The sequence below is a fragment of the Chryseobacterium endalhagicum genome, assembly GCF_016745235.1.
Taxonomy (GTDB): domain Bacteria; phylum Bacteroidota; class Bacteroidia; order Flavobacteriales; family Weeksellaceae; genus Chryseobacterium; species Chryseobacterium endalhagicum.
Genome location: NZ_JAELVM010000002.1, coordinates 1015925 through 1037974, shown reverse-complemented (window position 1 = coordinate 1037974; position 22050 = coordinate 1015925). Strand labels below are relative to the sequence as shown.

The window sequence follows — 22050 nt, the reverse complement described above, 5'->3', positions numbered from 1 at the left end:
ACTAATTGAAAGTTAACTGTATATGAATGCTATATTATTTTTTACAGCGAGTTCATCAACTCTTCTGTGATCTCCATATTGTGGTAAACGTTTTGTACATCATCATCGTCTTCAAAACGTTCAAGCATTTTCATATTGGCTTTGAACTGCTCTGCATTTACTTCCTTGATGTTATTCGGAATTCTCTGAAGTTCTGCACTTTTCGCTTCAATTCCCAGTTCGTCTAGTTTATGTGATAATGATCCGAAATCTTCAAAAGCCGTTGTGATCATCACTTCTTCTTCATCTTTTTCTACATCTTCAGCACCACCGTCAATCATTTCCATTTCAAAATCATCCCAATCCATTTTTATCTGAGACAAATCCAGGTTGAAGATTCCTTTTCTGTCGAAGATGAAAGCCAGCTCACCATTCTTTCCAAGGTTTCCATCAAACTTATTGAAGATTGCTCTTACATTGGCTACAGTTCTGGTTGTGTTGTTGGTTGTACATTCAACGAAAAAAGCAACACCACCCTGTCCATATCCTTCGTAAGTAACTTCTTCATAGTTTTCAGCATCAGCACCACTTGCTTTTTTGATGGCTCTTTCTACATTGTCTTTCGGCATATTGGCACCCTTGGCATTCTGGATACATCTTCTTAAAGCCGGATTGGCTTCAGGATCTGTTCCTCCGGCTTTTACTGCCAGCGCAATATCTTTACCTATTTTAGAGAACGTTTTGGCCATTTTATCCCATCTGGCCATTTTAGAAGCTTTTCTATATTCAAATGCTCTTCCCATTTTAATTTTTAAATTTCAACAAAATTAACTAAAAGTCAACAAAAAAAAAATACCCCCGAATAATCGGAGGTATTTATTATTTAGAAAAATTAATTATTTTTTCTTTTTAGCTGCAGCTTTTTTCTTAGCCGGAGCTTTTTTCTTAGCTACTGCTTTCTTAACTGGAGCATCAGCGTAATCTTTCTTAGCGATTGCGTTCCACTCGTTAGCATCTTCAACAGCAGTTACAACTACTTTTCTGTCAGCTTGTCTGTCAGCGTCAGAAGCTTTTTCAGAAACTGTAGCTTTAGTTTCACCAACTCCGATTGATTTAAGAGAGTTAGCATCAACACCTCTAGCTTCTAAAGCAGCAACTACAGAAGCAGCTCTTTCTCTAGATAGTTTCAAGTTGTAAGCAGCAGCTCCTTTAGCATCAGTTTGACCTTCAACTAAATAGTTACCTCCGTCAGTTTTGATGATCTTAGCAGCGTTATCTAGTTTAGCACTAGATTCTGGTCTGATAGTCGCTTTGTTGAAGTCAAAGAAGATACCTTTAAGGGCTTCTGTTGTTTCAATAGCAGTTTGCTTCTTAGGCTTAGGACATCCGTTGTATTCTGGAAGACCTGGAACAGTAGGACAAGCGTCATCTTTGTCTAGGATTCCGTCATTGTCTGTATCTGGCCAAGGACAACCTTTGTTTTCTGCAGGACCTGCAACAGTAGGACAAGCATCATCTTTATCGATAACACCATCACCGTCTGTATCTGGCCAAGGACAACCGTTGTTTTCAACTGGACCAGCTACTTCTGGACATTGATCGTCTTTATCTGGAACTCCGTCACCGTCAGTATCAGGACATCCTTGGAATTCTGGTAAACCAGGAGTATCTGGACAAAGGTCATCTTTATCTAGGATACCATCCTTATCTCTGTCTCTGTTACCAAATCTGAATAAGATTGATGCAGAAGCTTGCCAAAAGTTAGCAACTGTAGATTTATCACCTGGAGTTGATACATAATCACCCTGAACACCAAGACCGAAGTTCTTAGTTACCCAGAAGTTAGCACCAGCACCTGTTGATACTGTAAAGTGGTTAGCTTTACCGTTTTCGTTACCACCATCTCCGTTGGAAACAGCAACACCATCGTAGCTATTTCTTGGGAATGTAAGAGCAGTATAGTCATGTCTTAGGTAGTTAGCACCAACTCTCAAATATGGATCGAACCAAGATTCTTCATTCCATAAAAGACCAGCTGCTTTAGCCTGGAAACCAAGACCTGTCATTAGGAAAAATTCTTTCCCCATGTTAAATCTCTTATTGTCTACATTACCTACGGAAGTCTGCCAGTCAATAACTAAACCTTTACCGATGTTTCTAGCAACTGTTAATTTAGATAATGGAGGTGTAATAGAGAAATTGTTCATATTGAACATTCTCTTCGTTAGATTATTAGCAGAGAACGTATTACTGAAGTTATCTCTCTGTGCCTTGTGGTTTTCCGCATGAGCACCAACCCCGATCAACCACGGATTGTTGGTAGTCTGCGCGAACACAGTAGAGGCAACAGTAAGCGCCAATGCTGAAATTCCTAATTTTAGATTTTTCATAGAATTAAATGATTAAATAATTGATAATGCAAAATAAATATAATTTTTCTTTATATACAAAGTTTTTTGAATGATTTTTAACTTTTCTTTAATATTCTGTCCAGGTTACGTTTATTTTCTCTATCTTTTATCGCCTCCCTTTTATCAAAGAGTTTTTTCCCTCTGGCAAGGGCAATGAGCACCTTTGCTTTACCCTTGTCTGTGATATATAATTTAAGAGGTATAATTGTGTTCCCTGCATCCTTTAACTTTTTTTCAAGTTTCTGCAATTCTTTTTTGTGCAACAGCAATTTCCGTTCCCTTTTTGTTTTGTGATTATAAAAAGTTCCCAATTTATACTCATCAATCATCATATTAATAATGTATAACTCCCCATCAATAAACTGACAGAAGGATTCTGTGATGGATGCTTTGGATGAACGTAAAGATTTTATTTCCGTACCCGTTAAAACCATCCCGGCTTCATATTCTTCAAGGATTTCATATTCAAAACGGGCTCTTCTGTTTAATATACTGACTGTTTTTTCGATCTTCATTGTAAAAATTCGCGATTACCGTGATATACTATCTAAATATATTACGTGTGATTATATTCATTGGGTTGTACCCAATTCTTTATTAAATCGTCCCTTTGGGACTCTTCCCTATTATTTGGTTAAGGAAATATAGGAAAAAATACCTTATATTTAAAAACTTGACTATTACATTATTACGAAATACCCAAATTCTTTTCGTATTTTTGCGCCAAATTTACAAAACTATATGTTAACAGTATCTAACTTATCTTTACAATTCGGGAAAAGAGTTCTTTTTGACGAGGTAAATATTATGTTTACCAAAGGAAACTGCTACGGGATTATCGGAGCAAACGGTGCGGGGAAATCTACATTCCTTAAAATATTAACAGGAAAGCAGGATCCTACTACAGGGCATGTATCTTTGGAGCCGGGGAAAAGAATGTCAGTTTTGGAGCAGGATCACTTTGCTTACGATCAATTTACTGTTCTTGAGGCTGTTTTAAGAGGAAATAAGAAATTATACGAAATAAAAGAAGAAATGGATTCTTTATATGCTAAAGAAGACTTTTCTGATGAAGACGGAATCAAAGCGGGCGAACTGGGTGTAATCTATGACGAAATGGGCGGATGGACTGCTGAGTCTGATGCACAGACTATGCTTTCAAACGTAGGGATCAAAGATGATATGCACTGGCAGATGATGGGTGAACTTGAGAACAAGGACAAGGTAAAGGTTCTTTTGGCTCAGGCACTTTTCGGAAATCCTGATGTATTGATTCTGGATGAACCTACGAATGACCTGGACATTGAGACGATCTCATGGCTGGAGGACTTCCTTGCTGATTATGAAAACACGGTTATTGTGGTTTCTCACGACCGTCACTTCCTGGATACGGTTTGTACGCATATCGGAGATTTAGATTATGCGAAACTTAACCTTTACACAGGTAACTACTCTTTCTGGTACCAGGCTTCCCAGCTGGCCACAAGACAGAGAGCTCAGGCTAATAAGAAAGCCGAAGAAAAGAAGAAAGAACTTCAGGACTTCATCGCAAGATTCAGCTCCAACGTTGCAAAAGCGAAACAGGCTACCGCAAGAAAGAAAATGATCGACAAACTGAACATCGATGATATTAAACCATCTTCAAGAAGATACCCTGCCATTATTTTCGAAATGGAAAGAGAAGCAGGAGATCAGATTCTGGATGTAAAAGGTCTTGAAAAAACAAAAGACGGGGAATTATTATTCTCAAACATTGATTTAAATCTTAAAAAAGGAGATAAAGTAGCTGTAATCTCTAAAAACTCTTTAGCCATCACAGAATTTTTCGAAATCCTGGCTGGAAATGTAGAGGCAGACAAAGGAACAGTGGCCTGGGGAGTTACGACTAACCAATCTCACATGCCTTTGGATAATACCAACTTCTTCCAGGAAGATTTAAGCCTGGTTGACTGGTTGAGACAATTCACTAAAAATGATGAAGAGCGTCACGAAGAATTCGTAAGAGGATTCCTGGGTAGAATGCTTTTCTCTGGTGATGAAGCTTTAAAATCCTGTAAAGTACTTTCAGGAGGTGAAAAAATGAGATGTATGTTCAGTAGAATGATGCTTCAGAAAGCCAACATTCTTTTATTAGATGAACCTACCAACCACTTAGACCTTGAAAGTATCACAACGTTGAACAACTCATTGTCTAACTTCAAAGGAAATCTTTTACTGGCTTCTCATGACCACGAAATGCTTCAGACGGTCTGTAACAGGATCATTGAACTGACTCCAACAGGAATCATCGACAGAGAAATGACTTACGATGAATATCTTGCTGACAAAAAAGTAAAGGAATTAAAAGAAAAAATGTATTCTTAAACCATACATTCAAATAAAAAAAATCCCTCTCAATAAGCTGAGAGGGATTTTTTTTATGATGATAACATTAGTTTTTGATCATTTTTTTCATCAGGACTCCTTTCTCTGTATTTATTTTTAAATAGTAAACCCCGGAAGGAATGCTTCCTATATGAACCTTTACAGTTTTGGAATTACAAACCTGTTTTTGAATAATTTTCCCTTGTCCATCATAGAACTCTATTGCATGAACATTGAAAGCTGCTTCTATGGTAACTTCCTCTTTTGCAGGGATTGGATATATTTTGACGGAATTATCATTCATTGGTTTGAATATATCATTATTGGCGAGCACAAGAGCACAGCTGCTGTTGACCACACAATTAGGGTAGGCATAATCATCAACAAGAGCCTGTATATTGGCCATTTGGGCATCATCACAGCAAACATACTGCAAATCAGGATTACCGGAAAAATCAACCGTTTCATTTCTCCCGTTTTTCAACAGCAATGAGGTAAGCAGATTATTTCCACAATATAAGTCCTCAAGATTGGTCTGCCCGCTCACATCCAGCCCGGAAAGCTGATTTCCGCTACAATCCAGTGTACGTAAACTGGTACAGCCTGCAATATTCAGGTTGGTGATCTGATGATTGGAACAGAGCACTTCTTCCAAGCTTGTAATTCCCTGTACATTTAAAGACGTTAGATCACCATGCTCATTGATACTTGGAAAAAAAGGGTGAATATAGCTGATTTCAAGATGTTTTAAATTTTGCAGACCACTGTCAGACAAATTCAAAGCAGTTCCCCTGAACCGAAGTGCTTTAATTGAATTCAGATTTACATCGTTATTTACTGAAAGACTCCTCAGGTTTTTTACATCAATCGTTTCTAAATTCACACAGTCATTCAAAGATAATGACAGGTCACCATGATGAGACGTAAAATGAACCAGTCCCGGACAATTGTTTGAAATAATATGGGTAGAAATATCTGAGTCTTCGCCTACAAAATAATTGACCAGATTCGGGCAGTTACTGGAATTAATGTTTACAGTAGGAATAAAATTAAAGGTAAGCGGATCTGCCGGATTCAAAGTTATCGTGTGCAGCGAGGGACAGCCTGATACATCAATATTGGCCAGACTGGTATTTATAACTTTTAAGCTCAGTAAATCAGGGTGACCGCTTAAATTTAATGATAAACCGGATATTAAGTCTACAAAATCCAATAATTCTAAATTTTTCAGATGGCTCAGGCTTGCAATGGAATTCATTGTAGCTGAGGACATAGACATACTGCTGATGGATAAATCTTCAATGAGCGGATTATTACTAAGCGTACTCAGGACAATCCCATAAATTTTCACCTTTTTAAGCTGCGGACAACTGTCCAAACTGATGTTTCCAGGATCATAATTTTCAAATTTAATATCTAAATCCTGTAAAGAATTTAGGCCGGAAATAGTAAAAGTATTGGCAGGTACATTCCAGTAATCAATTGTTAAACTTTTAAGATTCGTAAATGATAAAATACCTTCATAATCATGAATGGCAATATCTGTATCCGGATCAATAATCTCTATTTCTCCAACCATAGCAGCCTCATTCAGCTGTATTTCTCCGTCGCTGTTGGCATCTATAGAAAAATAATTTCCGGACAGATTTTTGGCAATTGAATTACCCGGAGATGATGTTAATAATTTTGCTTTAAAAGCGGCGTCAGGAAAAGATACAACCTGAGCCTGCATTCCCAGTAAGGCTACCAGGAAAACCAGAAATAATAATTTTGTTTTCATTGTGTATGTTTAAGGGAACGAACTTAGACATTTCATTCAAAACAAATAATGATCAACTAGTAAGTGTAGCTATTATTCAAGTAAGTGTTGCCCTGAGTGATGAGCCGGAATTATGGATAAAAAAATACCCTCAAAGTCATTGAGGGTATTTTTTATTTTAAATATAAATTATATTATTTCGTAAGCTTTGTTTTTGGAATAGCAATTGTTCCCGGATCTTTCCATAAGCCGTCTTTTTCTGCTCTCTTCTTAATAGCCTGAGCTCTTTTTTCGCTGTCAGGGTGAGAGTTAAACATTTTTTCAAAACCAGTCTGTGTACTTCCTTCTGAAAGTAAAGCTAACTTTTTGAATGCAGAATAGGCTCCTACAACATTGTAGTTATTCGCTTTCATAAAGTCATAAGAATAAGTATCTGCCTGAGACTCCTGCTTTTTGCTGTGTGAAGCATCAAGGAAATCATTGGCCATCTTTCCTACCTGGCTTTCATTTAAAGCCGCTACAGTTCCTGATGCAGATGATGCCGCATCCAAAGCCGCCGCTTTCATATAAGCAGATTTAATAGCATCTTTAGTATCCTGATTTTTCACATGACCGATCTCGTGACCGATTACCGCCAGTATTTCATCATCCGTCATGATATCCATTAACGAAGAGAATACACGCACACTTCCGTCTGCACAGGCAAAAGCATTGATATCTTTTACTTTGTACACTTTATAGTTCAGTGCAAGCCCGTCCTGAGATTTGTGTTTTCCGAAAAGCTTGTTCAGTCGTACTGTATAAGGATCTTTAGGTCCTGCAACCGGATTGTTCTTGTCCATCCAGTCTACAGATTCCTTTGACAGTTTAATAGCATCCTCATTGGTAAAAGTAAGGGCTTTTGCTCCTTTCGAAACAACGCCGGCCGCTTTTCCAAGATTAATTTTCTGTGCTGATACAGCATTCACTGTGCCTAAGAATAAAAGGCAAACGATAATTCTTTTCATAGTCATTTTGATTTGGACCGCGAAGATAGATATTTTTTTTAACAATCAGTAAGTCAAGTTCATCCTTATTCATTTCAAAATGCTGTTTTTTTTCCTTATTTTTGTGAAATGAGTCAGAAATGGATTTACAAGCCCGAGCCCGACGAGGAAGTTGTGGACAGATTAAGTTCGTCACTTGGTTTTGGTACTTTTGAATCTAAACTCCTCGTTTTAAGGGGAATTGACAATTATCAAAAGGCCAGAGAATTCTTCAAACCTAACCTCAACGATATACACAGCCCGTTCTTAATGGCAGATATGCAGAAAGCTGTAGAGCGTATTGCCACTGCTATTGAAAACGGAGAAAAAATACTGGTCTACGGAGATTACGATGTAGACGGAACTACGGCAGTTGCCGTGATGTACTTATACCTCAGCAAAATTGTTGAGAAAAAATATTTAGACTATTATATCCCTGACAGGAATTCCGAAGGATACGGAATTTCTACAGAAGGTATTGATTTTGCCAAAGAAAACGGCTTTTCACTGATCATTGCTTTAGACTGCGGTATCAAAGCTATCGACATGATCAACTATGCCCAGGAAAAGGGAATTGATTTTATCATCTGCGACCACCACCTTCCGGGTGACGAGATCCCGAATGCTGCGGCTGTTCTGGATCCGAAAAGAAATGACTGCAGATATCCATTTAAAGAGCTTTCAGGATGCGGTGTCGGCTTTAAGCTGTGCCAGGGACTGAATACCATCTATAAAATTCCGGAAGCCGAATTATTTGAGCTTACCGATCTTCTCGCTATTTCCATCGCCGCGGATATTGTTTCCATGACAGGAGAAAACAGGGTACTTGCTAAAATGGGGCTTAAAGTTCTCAGAAAAACAAGAAACCTTGGATTAAGACTATTAATTCCAGAAGATAAGCTGTCGCACTTCGAAATTTCAAATATTGTTTTTGAAATTGCACCGAAGATCAATGCAGCAGGAAGGATTTCCCACGGAAAAGCAGCTGTGGAACTCATGGTTTCCGATAATCTGAAACATGCGAATCAGATTGTTGGCGACATTATGAATCTGAATGATGAAAGACGCGAACTCGATATGAATTCTACCCTTTCAGCACTGAATCAGATCATTGAATCCCAGCAGCAGAGCAAACATTCCACAATCGTATATCATCCGGACTGGAACAAGGGCGTGATCGGTATTGTAGCCTCAAGGCTTATCGAAACCTATTATAAACCGACTCTGGTATTCACAGACGGGAACAACGGAGAAATGGTGGCTTCGGCAAGATCTGTTTCTGATTTTGACGTTCATGAAGCATTGGATATGTGTTCTGAATATTTCCTTAAATTCGGGGGACATCATGCTGCGGCAGGGCTTTCCATGGAAAAGGATAAATTTGAAGCTTTCAAGATAAAATTTGAACAGATTGTTTCAGAGAAGATTCAGGAACATCAGCAGGAACCTTCCGTTACGATTGATTCTGAGATAAAAGTTGATGAAATCAACAGGGAGTTTATTAATTTCCACAGAAAACTGGCGCCTTTCGGTCCCCACAATATGAAACCTATCCTGACCCTTACCAACCAGAAATTATCCGGTTATGTAAAAACGATGGGGAAAGATAACAACCACCTGAAATTTTACATCAAACAGGAATCTACCGGCCGAAACATCGAATGTGTAGGTTTTAAGCTGGGACAGCATGCCGAAGATTTCAAAAATAAAAACTTCGATCTTGCTTTCACACTGGAAGAAAACCACTGGAAAGGCAATGTAACCCATTATTTGAATATTAAGGATGTGAAGTTCAGGGATTAGGAATCAGGAAATAGGGATTAGGGATTAACACTATGGGGAATTACAAGGAATTATTGGTATGGCAGAAATCAGTAAATTTTGTTACTGAAATTTATATATGTACGAAGAATTTCCCCAAAGAAGAAATCTATTCTCTTACCAGCCAGATCCGACGTTCCTCAGTTTCTATTCCGTCCAATATTGCAGAAGGCCACTCCCGAAGGTCAACCTTAGATTATCTTCAGTTTTTAAAGATTGCCCGCGGAAGCTGTGCAGAACTTGAAACACAGCTCATTATTTCAAGAAACCTGGACTACATAAGTCTTGAAGATTTTCAAGAATTAAGTAATAAAGCTTCTGAAATAGCAAAAATGCTCAACGCTATTATTACAAAATTACAATCCAACCCTAGTCCCTAATCCCTTCAACCTAAGCCCTAACACCTTATGAAAAAAATCGGCTTATTTTTCGGTTCTTTCAATCCGATCCACATCGGACATCTTATTCTGGCTAATTATATTCTGGAAAATTCTGATATGGATGAATTATGGTTTGTCGTAAGTCCACAGAACCCTTTTAAAGATAAAAAATCACTTCTGAAAGATCACAACAGGCTGGATATGGTACAGCTCGCGGTAAAAAGCTATCCTAAAATGAGAGCTTCCAACGTAGAGTTTTCACTTCCAAAACCAAGTTATACGATCGACACCCTGACCTATCTTCACGAGAAATATCCCGATTATTCTTTCAGCCTAATCATGGGTGAAGATAATCTGGACAGCCTTCATAAATGGAAAAACTCTGATATCCTGATCAAGAATCATCATATTATTGTGTACCCAAGGGTTTTTGAAGGGGAAAAGAAAGATTCGGAATATCTGCAGCATGAGAATATTTCCATGATCAAAGCACCCGTTATTGAACTTTCTGCCACAGAGATCAGAAATATGATCAAAGAAGGAAAAAATGTACGTCCTATGCTCCCGCCGGAAGTTTTTGAATATTTGGACGGAAGCAGTTTTTATAAGTAATTTTGTACATAAGAAATTAGAGGCTAGAAATTAGAAGTTAGATTCTGATACGGCTCCTTTTCAATTTATATCTTAAGACATGGAATTTCTCGAAAAAATTTTCTCAAAATATCCTCAGGAAAAAGTAATCAGATGGTTTAAGCAGATCTGTCTGGCAGAAGCTGTTTCATGGTTTTTCCTTTTCACAGCAATGACGTGGATACGTATTGATCCGGAAGGTGTTTTCCCAATTGTGTACATCAGTACTATTGGAAGCATTCACGGTTTTTTCTTTACTTTATACCTGATATTTGTACCCGCGATAAGAAAAATATATGACTGGGATGATGAAGATAGCGTGTTCGCATTAATTGCGGCATTTTTCCCTTTTGCCACGATCTGGATAGACAAAAAATTAGCCCGCTTCGACAGAGAATAACAGTATGATAAAAAAAGGACCATTGCGGTCCTTTTTTTTTGAGTTATGAATTATGAGTTATGAGTTATGAGTTATAAATCATTAAAGATCTCTGATGACATGACCATTGGCGGTGAAAGTATGATTTCCGCTAGTATCGGTATACGTTCCGTTTACCGTAAAATCAATATACGCTCCTACCGCTCCGAAATTAGTGACCTGAACCACGACGTTTCCTGTAGTTGGGGTGAAATATCCTCCGGAAAACTCAAAAGTATAATCTGTAGTAAAACTTCCCGGAACTCCAAGCATATTATTCTGGTTCATAAAGAAAGAATTCCCGGCAGGTGATGTAGAATTAATCCGCAATTGTTTTGCCGGCATATTCGGAGAAGTGGAAGTAAGACCGGACCATTGGGCATAGATACCGCCCAGCACATATTTTACATTCTGGCTATCAATTTTATAGCTGATAAATTCACTGATTGAATTACAGACTGAAACATTGGTGAAATTCATCACCGGTAAATTGGCTGTAAAAGGAATTTCCCCTGAAGTCTGCAGATTGGTATAATCATACCCTTCCAGAATAAACTGTGGATTGGCTGTACAGGAGTAAACATTAAATGAAAAATTACCCGTACTGCTTACCGGAATCGATTGGTACTGGAAATAATTGGTACCTGCAGCAGGCCTTAAAAGTACATACCCATCTGTAACATCGGCATTGGCACAGGTTCTTAAATTCCCCTGTATGACATACTGATTTCCTGTAGAAGTTACTGTAATATCAGGTAGCGTCATGGTAGTTCCCACTGCTACCGGAGCTACATTTGTGGTGTGGACCACGGTGTTACAAATATCATACACTTTAAGGATCAGGGTTTCATTGGCAGGGATAATTCCTGTAACAGTACCCAGATTATCTGTCATTCCGTATGTTTCGTAGGTCTGGCTGCTTCTTTTCAAACTCACCTTTGTATTCACCATTGGCAGTCCTGCCGGATTTTTCACGGTTACTTTCAGGATGGCCTGCGGAAACTGTGCATCGCAGTTCCACCAGGAGAAATGGCTTACTGTTCCTACATAGGTATTCCCAACCTTGGTTGCAGATCCTTCTTCGTTCCACATTCCTGTATTTTCATCATAAGACCAGAGCGGAATGGTATTGGGAGAGCCTGATGCTTGCGCTGCGTCAATAGGAACCGTCATTTCAGCGGTATGCCCGTTGGCAATCTGTAATTTCTGTCCTGAACTTCCGGTAAGCTGAACATGAACCATTCCGAAGGTTTCCATAATTCTTGCGTTTCCGCCGGAATTGGTTGCCAGAAGAGAGCCGGGCATTAATTCCGTCAGATACTGATTGGATGAGGCCAGATTATATAAAGCAACATTTACACTTCCGCTGTAGGCATTACCGCTTGCATCTTTGAAACTTCCGTCAAATTTCACTTTTGTTCCGTTGGGTAAAGATACGGTAGAAGAAGTTCCTGAATTAATGCTTGTCGTAGTTGTGGCAGGAATCATCATAATATTCACACGGTTGATTCCACTTGTTGGCACCATCACTCTTGAGCCATCTACAAATCCTGATTTTGTTACTTTCACAAGCGCGAAGTTTTCTTTCACACTGGCATTTTTAAACGTAAAAAAACCTTTAAAATTGGTTTGAACCGTGGCTGATCCGATGGTTACCGTTGCTCCGCTTACAGGATTTCCGCCGGTATCAAGTACTATTCCCTGAAAATTTCTTTGTACTGTACTTCCAAAATTAAAATTGGACTCAGGGATTGAAGGATTGTCATCAATGTCTATAAATGTTTCATTTTTACATGAAAATATTAATAGCATTAATAACAATAGAGGATAAATTTTTCTCATATGGTATTAATTTTTAGTTTACTCTAAATTAATCATAAAATACACATCTTCATCTTTTATTCAACTTTTCATCATCAATTTTTTAATTCTGAATTAATTTTTAACCCACGATGTAACAAAATTTAACCTTTAATTGTCTAATTAGGTAGAAAGTCAATAGAAGTTGAATTTTTAATTTAAAATTTTACACACTGTAAATCAATTAGTTAAATTAATAATAAAAATATTTTAAGTACTTTGTATTGCATGATACTGTTTTTATTACATATCTTTGTAATGTTAAATAATCAATCATACAAGCTATTAAACAACTAAAAAATAATAATCATGAAAACTCAAATCTTTATTGCCGCCCTATTTTTCAGCGGACTGGCCGCTGCCCAGCAGTCAAAAGATACCCTGAAAGTAAAAAACATTGAAGCTGTCAATATCAAGAAGCAGGTTTTCAAAAAGCAAAGTGACCGTTTCATTTATGATGTAGCTTCTTCTCCTATTGCCAAGGGAACGAATACCTTCAATCTTTTGAAACAGACTCCAATGATCTCAAGCATCGACGGAAAATCGCTGAAGATCATGGGAAAATCCGATGTGGTTATTTACATCAACAATAAAAAAACGAATATGGATGCGGAAGCATTGATAGAAATGCTGAAGGGAACGCCATCTGAAGATATCCAGAAAATTGAAGTGATCACTACTCCGGGAAGCGAATTCCAGGTAGAATCCAATGAAGGGGTGATCAATATTGTGATGAAAAAGAAGAAAAGTGACGGCTACAACGGAACGTTGAAAATGAACAATGAGCAGACTTATTACAACAATCCTTCCGCGGGAGCTTCATTCAATTTCAGAAAAAACAAATGGTCGGTAAACTCCAATTTCAATACGGGAAGCTGGACAGACCGCGAACGATATACTCTATCCAACGGAGATTCTACTTTCAGAAATGAGTCTTTCGGATTCAATTCAGATCCTAATAAAAATGTGGGCGGAAGCGTAAATATTGATTATGAATTGAATAAGAACCACAGTTTAGGATTTACCTACAACATGAGGTATAACAAGAGTTTCAATTCAATTCTTGATGTAACGAACTGGCAGAACGGTGCTCTTGTCAACAGAACTGTAAACACTGAAAACGCACAGACAAGAAACCACTCTTTCAATCTGAACTATGAAATCAAAACGGATTCTATCGGCAGCAAGCTTACCTCTAATGTTTCTTACTTATGGTTCAACAGGGATAAAATGAGTACAAATGAAAGCTTTCCTTTAAATAATGATAAGAAAAACAAGTACAGTGCGCTGCAGCAGTCGGTTCCTCAGATCATTAACAATTATGCTGCAAATATCGACTATCTGAAAAAGACCGCTAAAGGCAGCACATGGCTGATGGGAGTAAGCTACAACCATACGAATACGGACAATGATACGAGACAGGATGATATTGAAAATGGCGTGATCATCAATAATGAAAATCAGACCAATCATTTCATTTACAAGGAAAGAATCCTGGGTGCCTATCTTACGTATGAAAGAAAGCTAAGCGAAAAGTTGTCAGGGAAAATAGGAACCCGTTATGAAATGACCCGAAGCAGCGGTGAGATTATTGGTAAAACAAGTTTCGACAGAAATTATAACAATCTGCTTCCTTATCTGAATTTAAATTATGCCATTAATTCAGATCACAATCTTACCTATAGCTTCTCGAGCAGAATCAGAAGACCGAGATTCTGGGAGCTGAATCCATCAAGAACGTATTTCACGCCTAATAACTATACGCAGAATAATCCTTTCGTACTGGCTTCGAAATACTACAATCAGGAACTCAGCTATATGTACAAAAATGCATTTTTTGCCAATCTGAGCTTTAATTATGTAAAGGATGCTTCCAACCAGATTCCATTACAGGGAACGGTAACGGGTCCGGAAAAAGATGAAAATGGAAACACGGTTATTGTTACCAGAAAATTCTTAAGATACATCAGAACAAATTACGGTGACAACAAACAGTTTGGACTGACGTTAGGCATGAACAAATCCTGGTTCAAAGACATCTGGACAACCAATTATTCTGTCAACCTGGGTTACAATATCTATAAAGGTTCGGTAACGGAAGATCCTACTTCGGTTCCGGTAGCGGACCAGACAGAAGTTGTGGAACCTTATGTGATCAACTTCAAAAACTTTAATATCTCCGGTAATATCAACAATACCGTCCGTCTTTCTTCAAATAAAGACTGGTTCCTGGGAGTGAATTACTATTACGGAAGCAAAGTAAAAATTGAAAGCGGAACGCTTGGAGTAAGACAAAGCCTTGATATCAGTTTAAAGAAAATTATGGGTAACTGGACGTTTGTAGCGGAAGTATATGATGTATTCAATCAGAACTTCAACCGCATTGAAGGGGTACAGCCTAACGGAAGTTACAATAATGTGGTCAACTTCGAATATCCAAGACTTCTGAACATCGGGGTAACCTACAATTTTGGAAACCAGAAACTGAAAAAGGCCAGAGAAATAAAATCTGCCAACGATGCCATCAAATCAAGAACTTAAGAAAGATAGAAAAATACAACTACTACCCCATTCACAACCACACTTAAATAAGGAACTCATGAAAAAGATAATCATACTTGCAGCAGCCATCTCAGGAAGCGTAGTTTTTGCTCAGGAAAAAAAATCCGATACGGTAAAAACGAAATCCATAGAAGGAATCACTATAACAAAACAGGTTTTCAAAAAACAAAGCGACCGTTTTGTATATGATGTGGCAGCATCTCCTGTAGCAAAAGGAAATACAACATTTGACCTGCTGAAGCAGACCCCGCTTCTTTCTTCAACAGATGATAAAACATTAAAGATTGTAGGGAAAAACAATGCCCTGATCTATATCAACGGTAGAAAAACCAATATGGACGCTGAATCGCTGGCTCAGTTCCTGAAAAATACTCCGGCTGAAAACATTCAGAAAATTGAAGTGATCACAGTTCCCGGAAGTGAATTTCAGGTGGAATCTTCGGACGGAATTATTAACATTGTTTTAAAGAAAAAAATGAGTGACGGTACGAGTGGAAACATGCGGATGTCCAATACTCAGAATAAATACAATTCAAGCCAGGCGAGTTTCTCCGTCAACTACAGAAAAGACAAACTGGGAATCAGTGGCAATCTGAATGGTGGTGAAAATATCCAGCCTCAGAGCTATATTTTAAGAAACGGAACGGATCAGCTGAAAAATGAATCGGTAGGCGATATTGATGATCCGAACAAAAACATCGGCGGTTATTTAAATATTGATTATCAGCTGAATGAAAAGAACAATTTAGCCCTTTCATGGAATTCCTGGGCGAACAGAAGCTACAATTCTACAATCGATTTGTTTAATACACTGGCTTTAACGAATGATAAAGGAGTTACAGAAACCTCCTATACCAGAACAAAAAACAGGGAAGATGCCCGGAATTACAACAACTCGGTGAACTTAAACTATGAAGCCAAACTGGATTCCCTGGGAAGTAAGCTGAATGTAAATGCTGCGTATCTTATTTACAAAAGATTCCAGCTTTCCAATAACAATACCATGCTTCCCGGAAAAACCAATTGGAGTGATTTTTCAAGAACAGGAAAAACCATTATCCAGGATATTCCGCAAATTATCAACAATTTCTCGGGAACAGTAGATTATATCCAGAAATTTAAAAATGACTTTACCCTTTCCGTTGGCGGGAATTTCAACAAAACAAAAACGGATAACGACACCAAAAATCTGACGTATGATTATATCTACAATAATAACCAGGATTTAACAGGAATAGCAGTAAGCCCTGAAACCAACCATTTTATTTATGACGAAAATATCTATGGTTTTTATCTGACTTTAGAAAAGAAATTCTCTGATAAATTTTCCGGAAAAATAGGAGCGAGATATGAGATCACCAACAGTTTGGGAACCGCAGACAGCTACAATCCTAAAAACACTTCGGAGCCTCAAAAGCACCAGACCATTGAAAGGGATTACAACAACTTTTTACCGTACTTAAGCTTTAATTATGCTATTAATGATAAGAACAATATCTCTTATTCATTCTCAAGCAGAATGAGAAGACCGAGTTTCTGGGAACTGAATCCGGTAAGAAATTATATTACGGAAGTGAATTATACCCAAAACAACCCTTTTGTAAAGGCATCATCCACTTACAATCAGGAGTTGACGTATATGTATAAAAATTCATACTTCCTGATTTTGAATCATTCTTATTTCAAAGACCAGATCACACAGGTTCCTTTACAGGGATTTACGAAAGCATCGGACGGAACAATCAGTAAGCAAAGTGTTTTACGTTATATCAGAACGAATTTCGGTGACAAGCAGGAGATGTCCGCAATGGTTGGAATTCAGAAGACTTTCTTCAAACAATATTTAACGTTGAACTTCAATGCCGGAATTCAGCACAATATCAACGATGGATCTCTCGCTGAAGACCCTACCACAGGAGAAACCTTCGTAGACAGAGATGGAAAAGCGCTGGTGTATACCAATAATGTAAAATCAACCAGTTTGATTGTGACCAGCAACAATACGCTCCGTCTGGATAAAAAGAAAACATGGTTCCTGGGTGTCAATTATTTCTTTGTAGACAAGCAGCAGATTGAACTGGGAATGCTGAAAAACCTGATGAGCCTGGATCTAAGCATCAAGAAAAACTGGAACGACTGGACTTTTGCCGTAAATCTTAATGATGTCTTAAAAACCAATGTGGTAGAAATTGAAGATTACCAGCCGAACGGAAATTATAACTATATCCGCAACGACCAGTACAGAAGAAGTGTCATGGTAAGCCTTACGTATAACTTCGGAAACCAGAAAGTGAAAAAAGTAAGGGACATTGAAGGGGCATCGGATGATATCAAAAGCAGAACAAGATAAGAACTATCATTCTTCATATTCAATTATTTTTGTGGTGAAACCCGCCGGAATTTCCGGCGGGTTTTCTATCTTTATGATGATGAACAAAAATATCGTACCCTTTTTATATTTTCTCTCCATATGCTTTCTCTGGACCGGATGCAGGGAAAAGAATGTGACGCTGGCTAAAGACATCAGCTTTGAAAAGGAAGAAAATATCCAGTATGGAAGTGATTCTGAACAGGTGATGGATCTTTATATACCTCATCAGCAAACCTCAAAAAAAAGAGAGGCTTTTATCATGATTCACGGTGGAGGCTGGCGTCGCGGCGATAAGTCACAGCTTACTTTTTTTACGCTTTCCATGATGCAGAAATTCCCGGATCATATTTTTGCGAATATCAATTACAGGCTGGCTACCTCAACAAAAAACGGTATTCCCAACCAAACGGATGATATTGAATATGCCGTACGCTATCTGGAGAAAAAACTCAACTACAGCCCGCGGCTGATCGTTTTCGGCAATAGTGCAGGAGGACACCTTTCTATGATGTACGCTTATCATTTTGACACTCAAAAAAGGGTAAAAGCTGTCGTGAATATTGTAGGACCTTCTGATCTTTCCGATCCCGGATTTGAAACCTTTCAGGATTATTCTTTCGTTAAAAACTATCTGGTAGACCCTAAATCTGTTCCCGCCGGAATGTCTGCCACAACATTGGCAAGCCCGGTCAGCTGGATCGATTCTCTTTCTGCTCCTACTCTTTCTTATTATGGCAACAGGGACCGGGTGATTCCTTTATCACAAATGAAAACATTAAATGCTGCTTTCACTCAATATAAAGTCTTACACAATACTTATGAATTCAATGGCGGGCATCTGGACTGGGACAAAGCTCCGAATGATGAATTCCTGATCAAGAAAATAGAAGCTTTCCTGAAACGGATTGATAAAAAATAAACGCCCTGAAAAATTTCAAAGCGTTTATTTCTATTCTGATTTAAAGTTCTGAGAGCTCATACAGATCAGACTGATATGGCAAAATTATCTTTTATCTTTTATCTTTTATCTTTTATCTTTTATCTTTTATCTATATTCTTATTCCGATTTTACAGCCTCCGTTCTTTCCGAAAGTCCATTCGCATTGAAAGCTTCAATCTGGAAGTAGTATGCATCGGCTCTGTCGGCTCCTGTGAAGAAATATTCATTCTTTCCGTACACCATGATGCTTCCGTATAATTTATCAGGAGATTTTCCCCAATAGATCACGTATCCATCTGCGTCCTGGTTCTGCTGCCATTTCATCCAGATGCTTCTTCTTTCACCGAACTTCTTAGGTTCTGCCCGTAAAGGAACGAATCCTTCCACTTTCTTAGGCTTTTCTCCCGCTCCTTTCCCGAATACCCTGAAACCGCTTAACGCAAATTTTCCGGTAGGCATTTTCAGGTTTTCCATTTTCAGGAATCTTGCCTTAGCCGGTTTTTCAAACTCTACATAATCGTGCGGAACATCTTTGGTGTTTTTGCTTTTATCCACAACAACGGTCCATTTCTTTCCGTCATTGGACCCGTAGATTTTATACTGATGCATTTTGCCCAGTGTTTTACCCATAAATTCGGCATCCTGATCGGCATAATTGATCTGAATGGCATTAATGGTGGAAATTTCTCCCAAATCAGTCTGGAACCATTCTCCGGAATTTCCGGTTTTGGCACTCCAATATGTTTTGATGTCTTCATCTACCGCCAGATTCGGCTGGTATCCTCCTAAAGTAGAGGAAACCTGAACGGGTTTATTGTAATTCAGAAGCATCCAGCCCGCAAAAAGACCTTTTGAGAAATCTTTCCCCTGTGCAAATTGAGGAAGGAAGGTCGGGTAATCTCCATAAGCCGTATTGGTGTACATTACATCGTCTTTATCAAACCCTGCCGGCCAGATCCCAAGCCTGCGCTCGAAATTATTTTTAGTGGAAATAAAAATCGTTGAAACGTGCCACCAGTTTTTATAATTATCTTCAAAAGTGGCTCCATGCCCCGCTCCTCTTGCAAAACCTCCGGGTTTATAGGAAAAGGGATTGTGCTGCTGGTATTCGAACCCTTCGAGAGGATTTTTGCTGACATACACTCCGTCAGAGTATCCGCTGAACTCTGTGGCAGGAGCTCCGTACTGCATATAGTATTTCCCGTTATGTTTAGTCATCCAGGCTCCTTCTACAAACGGCTGCAGGAAAACATTGTCATTATATTCTCCAAATCTTTCCCAGCCATGGTCCTCAGGCTTGAGCCTGATAATAGGTTTTGTAAATCCTTCTGACTGCAGGTTTTTCACTTTCACTTCAGTTCCCAGCAGCGGCCATTCATTACTGGAACCCCAGTACAGATAAAGTTTATTTTTATCTTCATCATAATGGAATGCCGGATCCCAGGCTCCAACTTTCAGGGTATCCACTGCAATTTTCCAGTCATCTTTGGTAGGATTGGTACTTTTCCAGATCGGGAAATCCTGTTCCCAGGTAGATCCGTACACGTAGAGTGTATCTTTCATGGCCCAAACCGCCGGAGCATTCAGATCATGGATGTATTTATTGTCTCTGAGAAATTTTCTTTTCACAAATTTCCAGTCCAGCATATCATCACTGTACCAGTATCCTTCCTGATTGGTAGAGAAAAGGAATAATTTATTTTTAAAATTAACGATCACCGGATCTGCTGTAGCACGGTGCTTCCCTTGTTTGGAAAATACTTCGAAAGGCGTATAGCCATAATCGATGTTGATTGGGTTACAAAATGTTTTCTGCTGGGCTCCAACGAATATGCCCAACAGAACAGCGAATGATAAAAAATACTGCTGCATCTTCATAATTTTAGCTTAAGGAACAAATTTAAGTAACTTTTTTGTCTTTTGTCTCAATTTGAATAAATGAAACGGGGCAAAAAAAATTCCGGCTCTGAGACAGGGCCGGAAATATAATTTAAACTGAATTCAGGACAAGAATTAGATGAAGATGATGGAAGATCCTAATTTCGATAATTTTAAAAAATAATAGACTCACACCATGGCTAATTCCCGAAGAATTTTTTTTATTTTTTTGGTAGGAAAACCTCAGCAAGCATACATCTTGCGCTTCCTCCACCATTGACTTCAATGGTATTCAGGTCTGAATAAATAATCTCACAGTATTTTTCTATAGCTGCCACCTGCTCCGGATCTAAAGACTGGTAAGCCGTCTGGCTCATCACCAAAAACTTCTCCCCATCTTTATTCTGAACCTGAAGCATATTCCCGGCAAACTGCTGCATCTGCTCTTCTGAAATTTCAATGATTTCTTTGCCTGAGTTTTTAATGGTTTCAATAACTTTTTCTCTTTCCAGTTCCTCATCGATACAATCAAGGCAGATGACCACAAATTTGTCTGCAACACACATCATCACGTTGGTGTGGTAAATAGGCAGCCTTTCTGTTCCTACCGTCTGGTAAGAATGGAAAACTACGGGCGTAAAGTCATATTTTTTGCAGAATTCTCTGAACAAATTTTCATCAAGCCTCAAGGAAACGGAACCGTAAGCAATTTTATTATCGTGGTCGAAGATCATACTTCCCGTTCCTTCCAGGAAATGTCCCTGCGTTTCAGAAAATGACCAGTCATCAATTTCTGCCACCTGAAATCCCTGATTTTCGATGCTTTCAAGAATATCTTCTCTTCTTTCCACTCTTCTGTTGGAAGCAAACATAGGATAAAGAACCACTTTTCCGTCTTTGTGGAAGCTCACCCAGTTATTCGGGAAGATAGAATCCGGTGTATGAGGGTCCAGGGTATCTTTTATGGTGATCACATTAATTCCCTTGCTTCTAAGTTTTCCCACAAAAGTGTTGAATTCTGCCAAAGCTTTAGACTGAACATCCAGATCTTTCTGTTCAATCTGAAAATAATTGTTTTTTGCTGTTTCAGCGTTATAACCGAATGCAATCGGCTCTATCATTAATACGGTATCTGTTGTCTGCATTATGTATAAGTTTGAGGGTGTTAGTGTATGAGCGTTTGAGAGTATATCAGTCGTGATACAAATGATCATCCTCTTTATTGAGTGACGAAAATGAACACCATTTTTCTGATTGCCCTATCATAATAACTAACATTCCTATGATTTGATTATATTCATTATGTAATTTTCCAAACTGTTCATCATTGATATACTCACAAGCCAGAGCAAACTGAAGCCAGGTTTGGGTTTCTCTTGCTTCGCCTTCAGAATCTGTTAGCTTCGCAATAAAGGATCTTTCATATTTTCTTTTTCCCCACGCCTCACTAATATTAGCTGAGACTGATCTTGATGATCTTCTGATCTGATCGGTAAGAGAATAGAGTTCTTCTTTAGGAAAGGATTTTGAGAGTTCATAAATTTCCTGTGCCGTTTCAAAAGATTTTTGAAAAACTTTTAAGTCCTGATGAAATTTAATCACTGACATAATTTGATTATTTAAGATTAAAAATACATTTAAACTCTCACCAA

The 22050-nt window shown here is 38.3% G+C and carries 17 protein-coding genes; 8 read left to right on the top strand and 9 right to left on the bottom strand.

Features of this window, described 5'->3' with window-relative positions; genetic code table 11:
• Positions 1 to 41: 41 nt before the first annotated feature.
• From JET18_RS15005 to smpB, 3 genes are all read right to left on the bottom strand, one after another.
• The gene (locus tag JET18_RS15005; RefSeq protein ID WP_202092332.1) at positions 42 to 782 is read right to left on the bottom strand and encodes a YebC/PmpR family DNA-binding transcriptional regulator; all 741 of its coding nucleotides are present in this window, start codon (positions 780 to 782) and stop codon (positions 42 to 44) included.
• A 93-nt stretch (positions 783 to 875) separates the two neighbouring features.
• A complete protein-coding gene (locus tag JET18_RS15000) occupies positions 876 to 2369 on the bottom strand; it encodes an OmpA family protein (protein ID WP_202092330.1) in 1494 nt (497 codons plus the stop codon).
• 77 nt (positions 2370 to 2446) lie between these two features.
• The gene (smpB, locus tag JET18_RS14995; RefSeq protein WP_202092329.1) at positions 2447 to 2905 is read right to left on the bottom strand and encodes an SsrA-binding protein SmpB; all 459 of its coding nucleotides are present in this window, start codon (positions 2903 to 2905) and stop codon (positions 2447 to 2449) included.
• A gap of 226 nt (positions 2906 to 3131) precedes the next feature.
• Here smpB and JET18_RS14990 point away from each other — a divergent pair, with 226 nt between their 5' ends.
• Positions 3132 to 4754 carry an ABC-F family ATP-binding cassette domain-containing protein gene (locus JET18_RS14990; RefSeq protein ID WP_202092326.1) on the top strand — a complete coding sequence of 541 codons (1623 nt, stop codon included), beginning with the start codon at positions 3132 to 3134 and terminating at the stop codon, positions 4752 to 4754.
• A gap of 67 nt (positions 4755 to 4821) precedes the next feature.
• Here the strand turns inward: JET18_RS14990 and JET18_RS14985 are convergent, their stop codons facing one another.
• Positions 4822 to 6534 carry a T9SS type A sorting domain-containing protein gene (locus JET18_RS14985; protein ID WP_202092324.1) on the bottom strand — a complete coding sequence of 571 codons (1713 nt, stop codon included), beginning with the start codon at positions 6532 to 6534 and terminating at the stop codon, positions 4822 to 4824.
• Positions 6535 to 6707: 173 nt separating this feature from the next.
• Entirely contained in the window at positions 6708 to 7520 is an 813-nt protein-coding gene (locus JET18_RS14980) for a M48 family metallopeptidase (RefSeq protein ID WP_202092321.1), read from the bottom strand.
• A gap of 108 nt (positions 7521 to 7628) precedes the next feature.
• On the opposite strand from JET18_RS14980, the gene recJ reads away from it, so the two are divergent.
• From recJ to JET18_RS14960, 4 genes are all read left to right on the top strand, one after another.
• On the top strand, positions 7629 to 9341 hold the full coding sequence (gene recJ / locus JET18_RS14975) for a single-stranded-DNA-specific exonuclease RecJ (protein ID WP_202092320.1): 1713 nt from the start codon (positions 7629 to 7631) through the stop codon (positions 9339 to 9341).
• 32 nt (positions 9342 to 9373) lie between these two features.
• Positions 9374 to 9739: a four helix bundle protein gene (locus tag JET18_RS14970; RefSeq protein WP_202092319.1), complete on the top strand. Its 366-nt coding sequence runs from the start codon at positions 9374 to 9376 to the stop codon at positions 9737 to 9739.
• 27 nt (positions 9740 to 9766) lie between these two features.
• Positions 9767 to 10351 (top strand): nicotinate (nicotinamide) nucleotide adenylyltransferase, encoded by a 585-nt coding sequence (gene nadD / locus JET18_RS14965; RefSeq protein ID WP_202092318.1) that lies wholly within the window; start codon positions 9767 to 9769, stop codon positions 10349 to 10351.
• A gap of 79 nt (positions 10352 to 10430) precedes the next feature.
• Positions 10431 to 10769 (top strand): DUF3817 domain-containing protein, encoded by a 339-nt coding sequence (locus tag JET18_RS14960; protein WP_202092317.1) that lies wholly within the window; start codon positions 10431 to 10433, stop codon positions 10767 to 10769.
• An 81-nt stretch (positions 10770 to 10850) separates the two neighbouring features.
• On the opposite strand, the gene JET18_RS14955 is transcribed toward JET18_RS14960, so the two are convergent.
• Positions 10851 to 12629, bottom strand: coding sequence for a carboxypeptidase-like regulatory domain-containing protein (locus JET18_RS14955; RefSeq protein ID WP_202092316.1), 1779 nt, complete (start codon positions 12627 to 12629; stop codon positions 10851 to 10853).
• A gap of 327 nt (positions 12630 to 12956) precedes the next feature.
• Here JET18_RS14955 and JET18_RS14950 point away from each other — a divergent pair, with 327 nt between their 5' ends.
• The 3 genes from JET18_RS14950 to JET18_RS14940 are packed head-to-tail and all read left to right on the top strand — an operon-like array spanning position 12957 to position 18499.
• Positions 12957 to 15188, top strand: a complete 2232-nt coding sequence (locus tag JET18_RS14950; protein ID WP_202092315.1) for an outer membrane beta-barrel family protein — start codon at positions 12957 to 12959, stop codon at positions 15186 to 15188.
• Between the two features lie 58 nt (positions 15189 to 15246).
• The gene (locus JET18_RS14945) at positions 15247 to 17559 is read left to right on the top strand and encodes a TonB-dependent receptor domain-containing protein (RefSeq protein WP_202092314.1); all 2313 of its coding nucleotides are present in this window, start codon (positions 15247 to 15249) and stop codon (positions 17557 to 17559) included.
• Positions 17534 to 18499, top strand: coding sequence for an alpha/beta hydrolase (locus tag JET18_RS14940; protein WP_228728555.1), 966 nt, complete (start codon positions 17534 to 17536; stop codon positions 18497 to 18499). The genes JET18_RS14945 and JET18_RS14940 overlap by 26 nt, the downstream gene beginning before the upstream one ends.
• Positions 18500 to 18637: 138 nt before the next feature.
• Here the strand turns inward: JET18_RS14940 and JET18_RS14935 are convergent, their stop codons facing one another.
• The 3 genes from JET18_RS14935 to JET18_RS14925 all read right to left on the bottom strand — a co-directional run bounded on the left by JET18_RS14935 (position 18638) and on the right by JET18_RS14925 (position 22006).
• Positions 18638 to 20392 (bottom strand): discoidin domain-containing protein, encoded by a 1755-nt coding sequence (locus JET18_RS14935; RefSeq protein WP_202092312.1) that lies wholly within the window; start codon positions 20390 to 20392, stop codon positions 18638 to 18640.
• 227 nt (positions 20393 to 20619) lie between these two features.
• Complete coding sequence (gene ctlX, locus JET18_RS14930; RefSeq protein ID WP_202092310.1) at positions 20620 to 21543, bottom strand: citrulline utilization hydrolase CtlX; 924 nt, start codon at positions 21541 to 21543, stop codon at positions 20620 to 20622.
• Positions 21544 to 21589: 46 nt separating this feature from the next.
• A complete protein-coding gene (locus JET18_RS14925; protein ID WP_202092308.1) occupies positions 21590 to 22006 on the bottom strand; it encodes a four helix bundle protein in 417 nt (138 codons plus the stop codon).
• Positions 22007 to 22050 lie beyond the last annotated feature (44 nt).

Coding starts and splice junctions, on each gene's coding strand:
- nadD (WP_202092318.1), top strand. CDS start 9,767: ATGAAAAAAATCGGCTTATTTTTCGGTTCTTTCAATCCGATCCACATC.
- JET18_RS14955 (WP_202092316.1), bottom strand. CDS start 12,629: ATGAGAAAAATTTATCCTCTATTGTTATTAATGCTATTAATATTTTCA.
- JET18_RS14950 (WP_202092315.1), top strand. CDS start 12,957: ATGAAAACTCAAATCTTTATTGCCGCCCTATTTTTCAGCGGACTGGCC.
- JET18_RS14945 (WP_202092314.1), top strand. CDS start 15,247: ATGAAAAAGATAATCATACTTGCAGCAGCCATCTCAGGAAGCGTAGTT.
- JET18_RS14940 (WP_228728555.1), top strand. CDS start 17,534: ATGATATCAAAAGCAGAACAAGATAAGAACTATCATTCTTCATATTCA.
- JET18_RS14960 (WP_202092317.1), top strand. CDS start 10,431: ATGGAATTTCTCGAAAAAATTTTCTCAAAATATCCTCAGGAAAAAGTA.
- JET18_RS15005 (WP_202092332.1), bottom strand. CDS start 782: ATGGGAAGAGCATTTGAATATAGAAAAGCTTCTAAAATGGCCAGATGG.
- JET18_RS14985 (WP_202092324.1), bottom strand. CDS start 6,534: ATGAAAACAAAATTATTATTTCTGGTTTTCCTGGTAGCCTTACTGGGA.
- JET18_RS14925 (WP_202092308.1), bottom strand. CDS start 22,006: ATGTCAGTGATTAAATTTCATCAGGACTTAAAAGTTTTTCAAAAATCT.
- JET18_RS14990 (WP_202092326.1), top strand. CDS start 3,132: ATGTTAACAGTATCTAACTTATCTTTACAATTCGGGAAAAGAGTTCTT.
- JET18_RS15000 (WP_202092330.1), bottom strand. CDS start 2,369: ATGAAAAATCTAAAATTAGGAATTTCAGCATTGGCGCTTACTGTTGCC.
- JET18_RS14980 (WP_202092321.1), bottom strand. CDS start 7,520: ATGAAAAGAATTATCGTTTGCCTTTTATTCTTAGGCACAGTGAATGCT.
- smpB (WP_202092329.1), bottom strand. CDS start 2,905: ATGAAGATCGAAAAAACAGTCAGTATATTAAACAGAAGAGCCCGTTTT.
- ctlX (WP_202092310.1), bottom strand. CDS start 21,543: ATGCAGACAACAGATACCGTATTAATGATAGAGCCGATTGCATTCGGT.
- JET18_RS14970 (WP_202092319.1), top strand. CDS start 9,374: ATGGGGAATTACAAGGAATTATTGGTATGGCAGAAATCAGTAAATTTT.
- JET18_RS14935 (WP_202092312.1), bottom strand. CDS start 20,392: ATGCAGCAGTATTTTTTATCATTCGCTGTTCTGTTGGGCATATTCGTT.
- recJ (WP_202092320.1), top strand. CDS start 7,629: ATGAGTCAGAAATGGATTTACAAGCCCGAGCCCGACGAGGAAGTTGTG.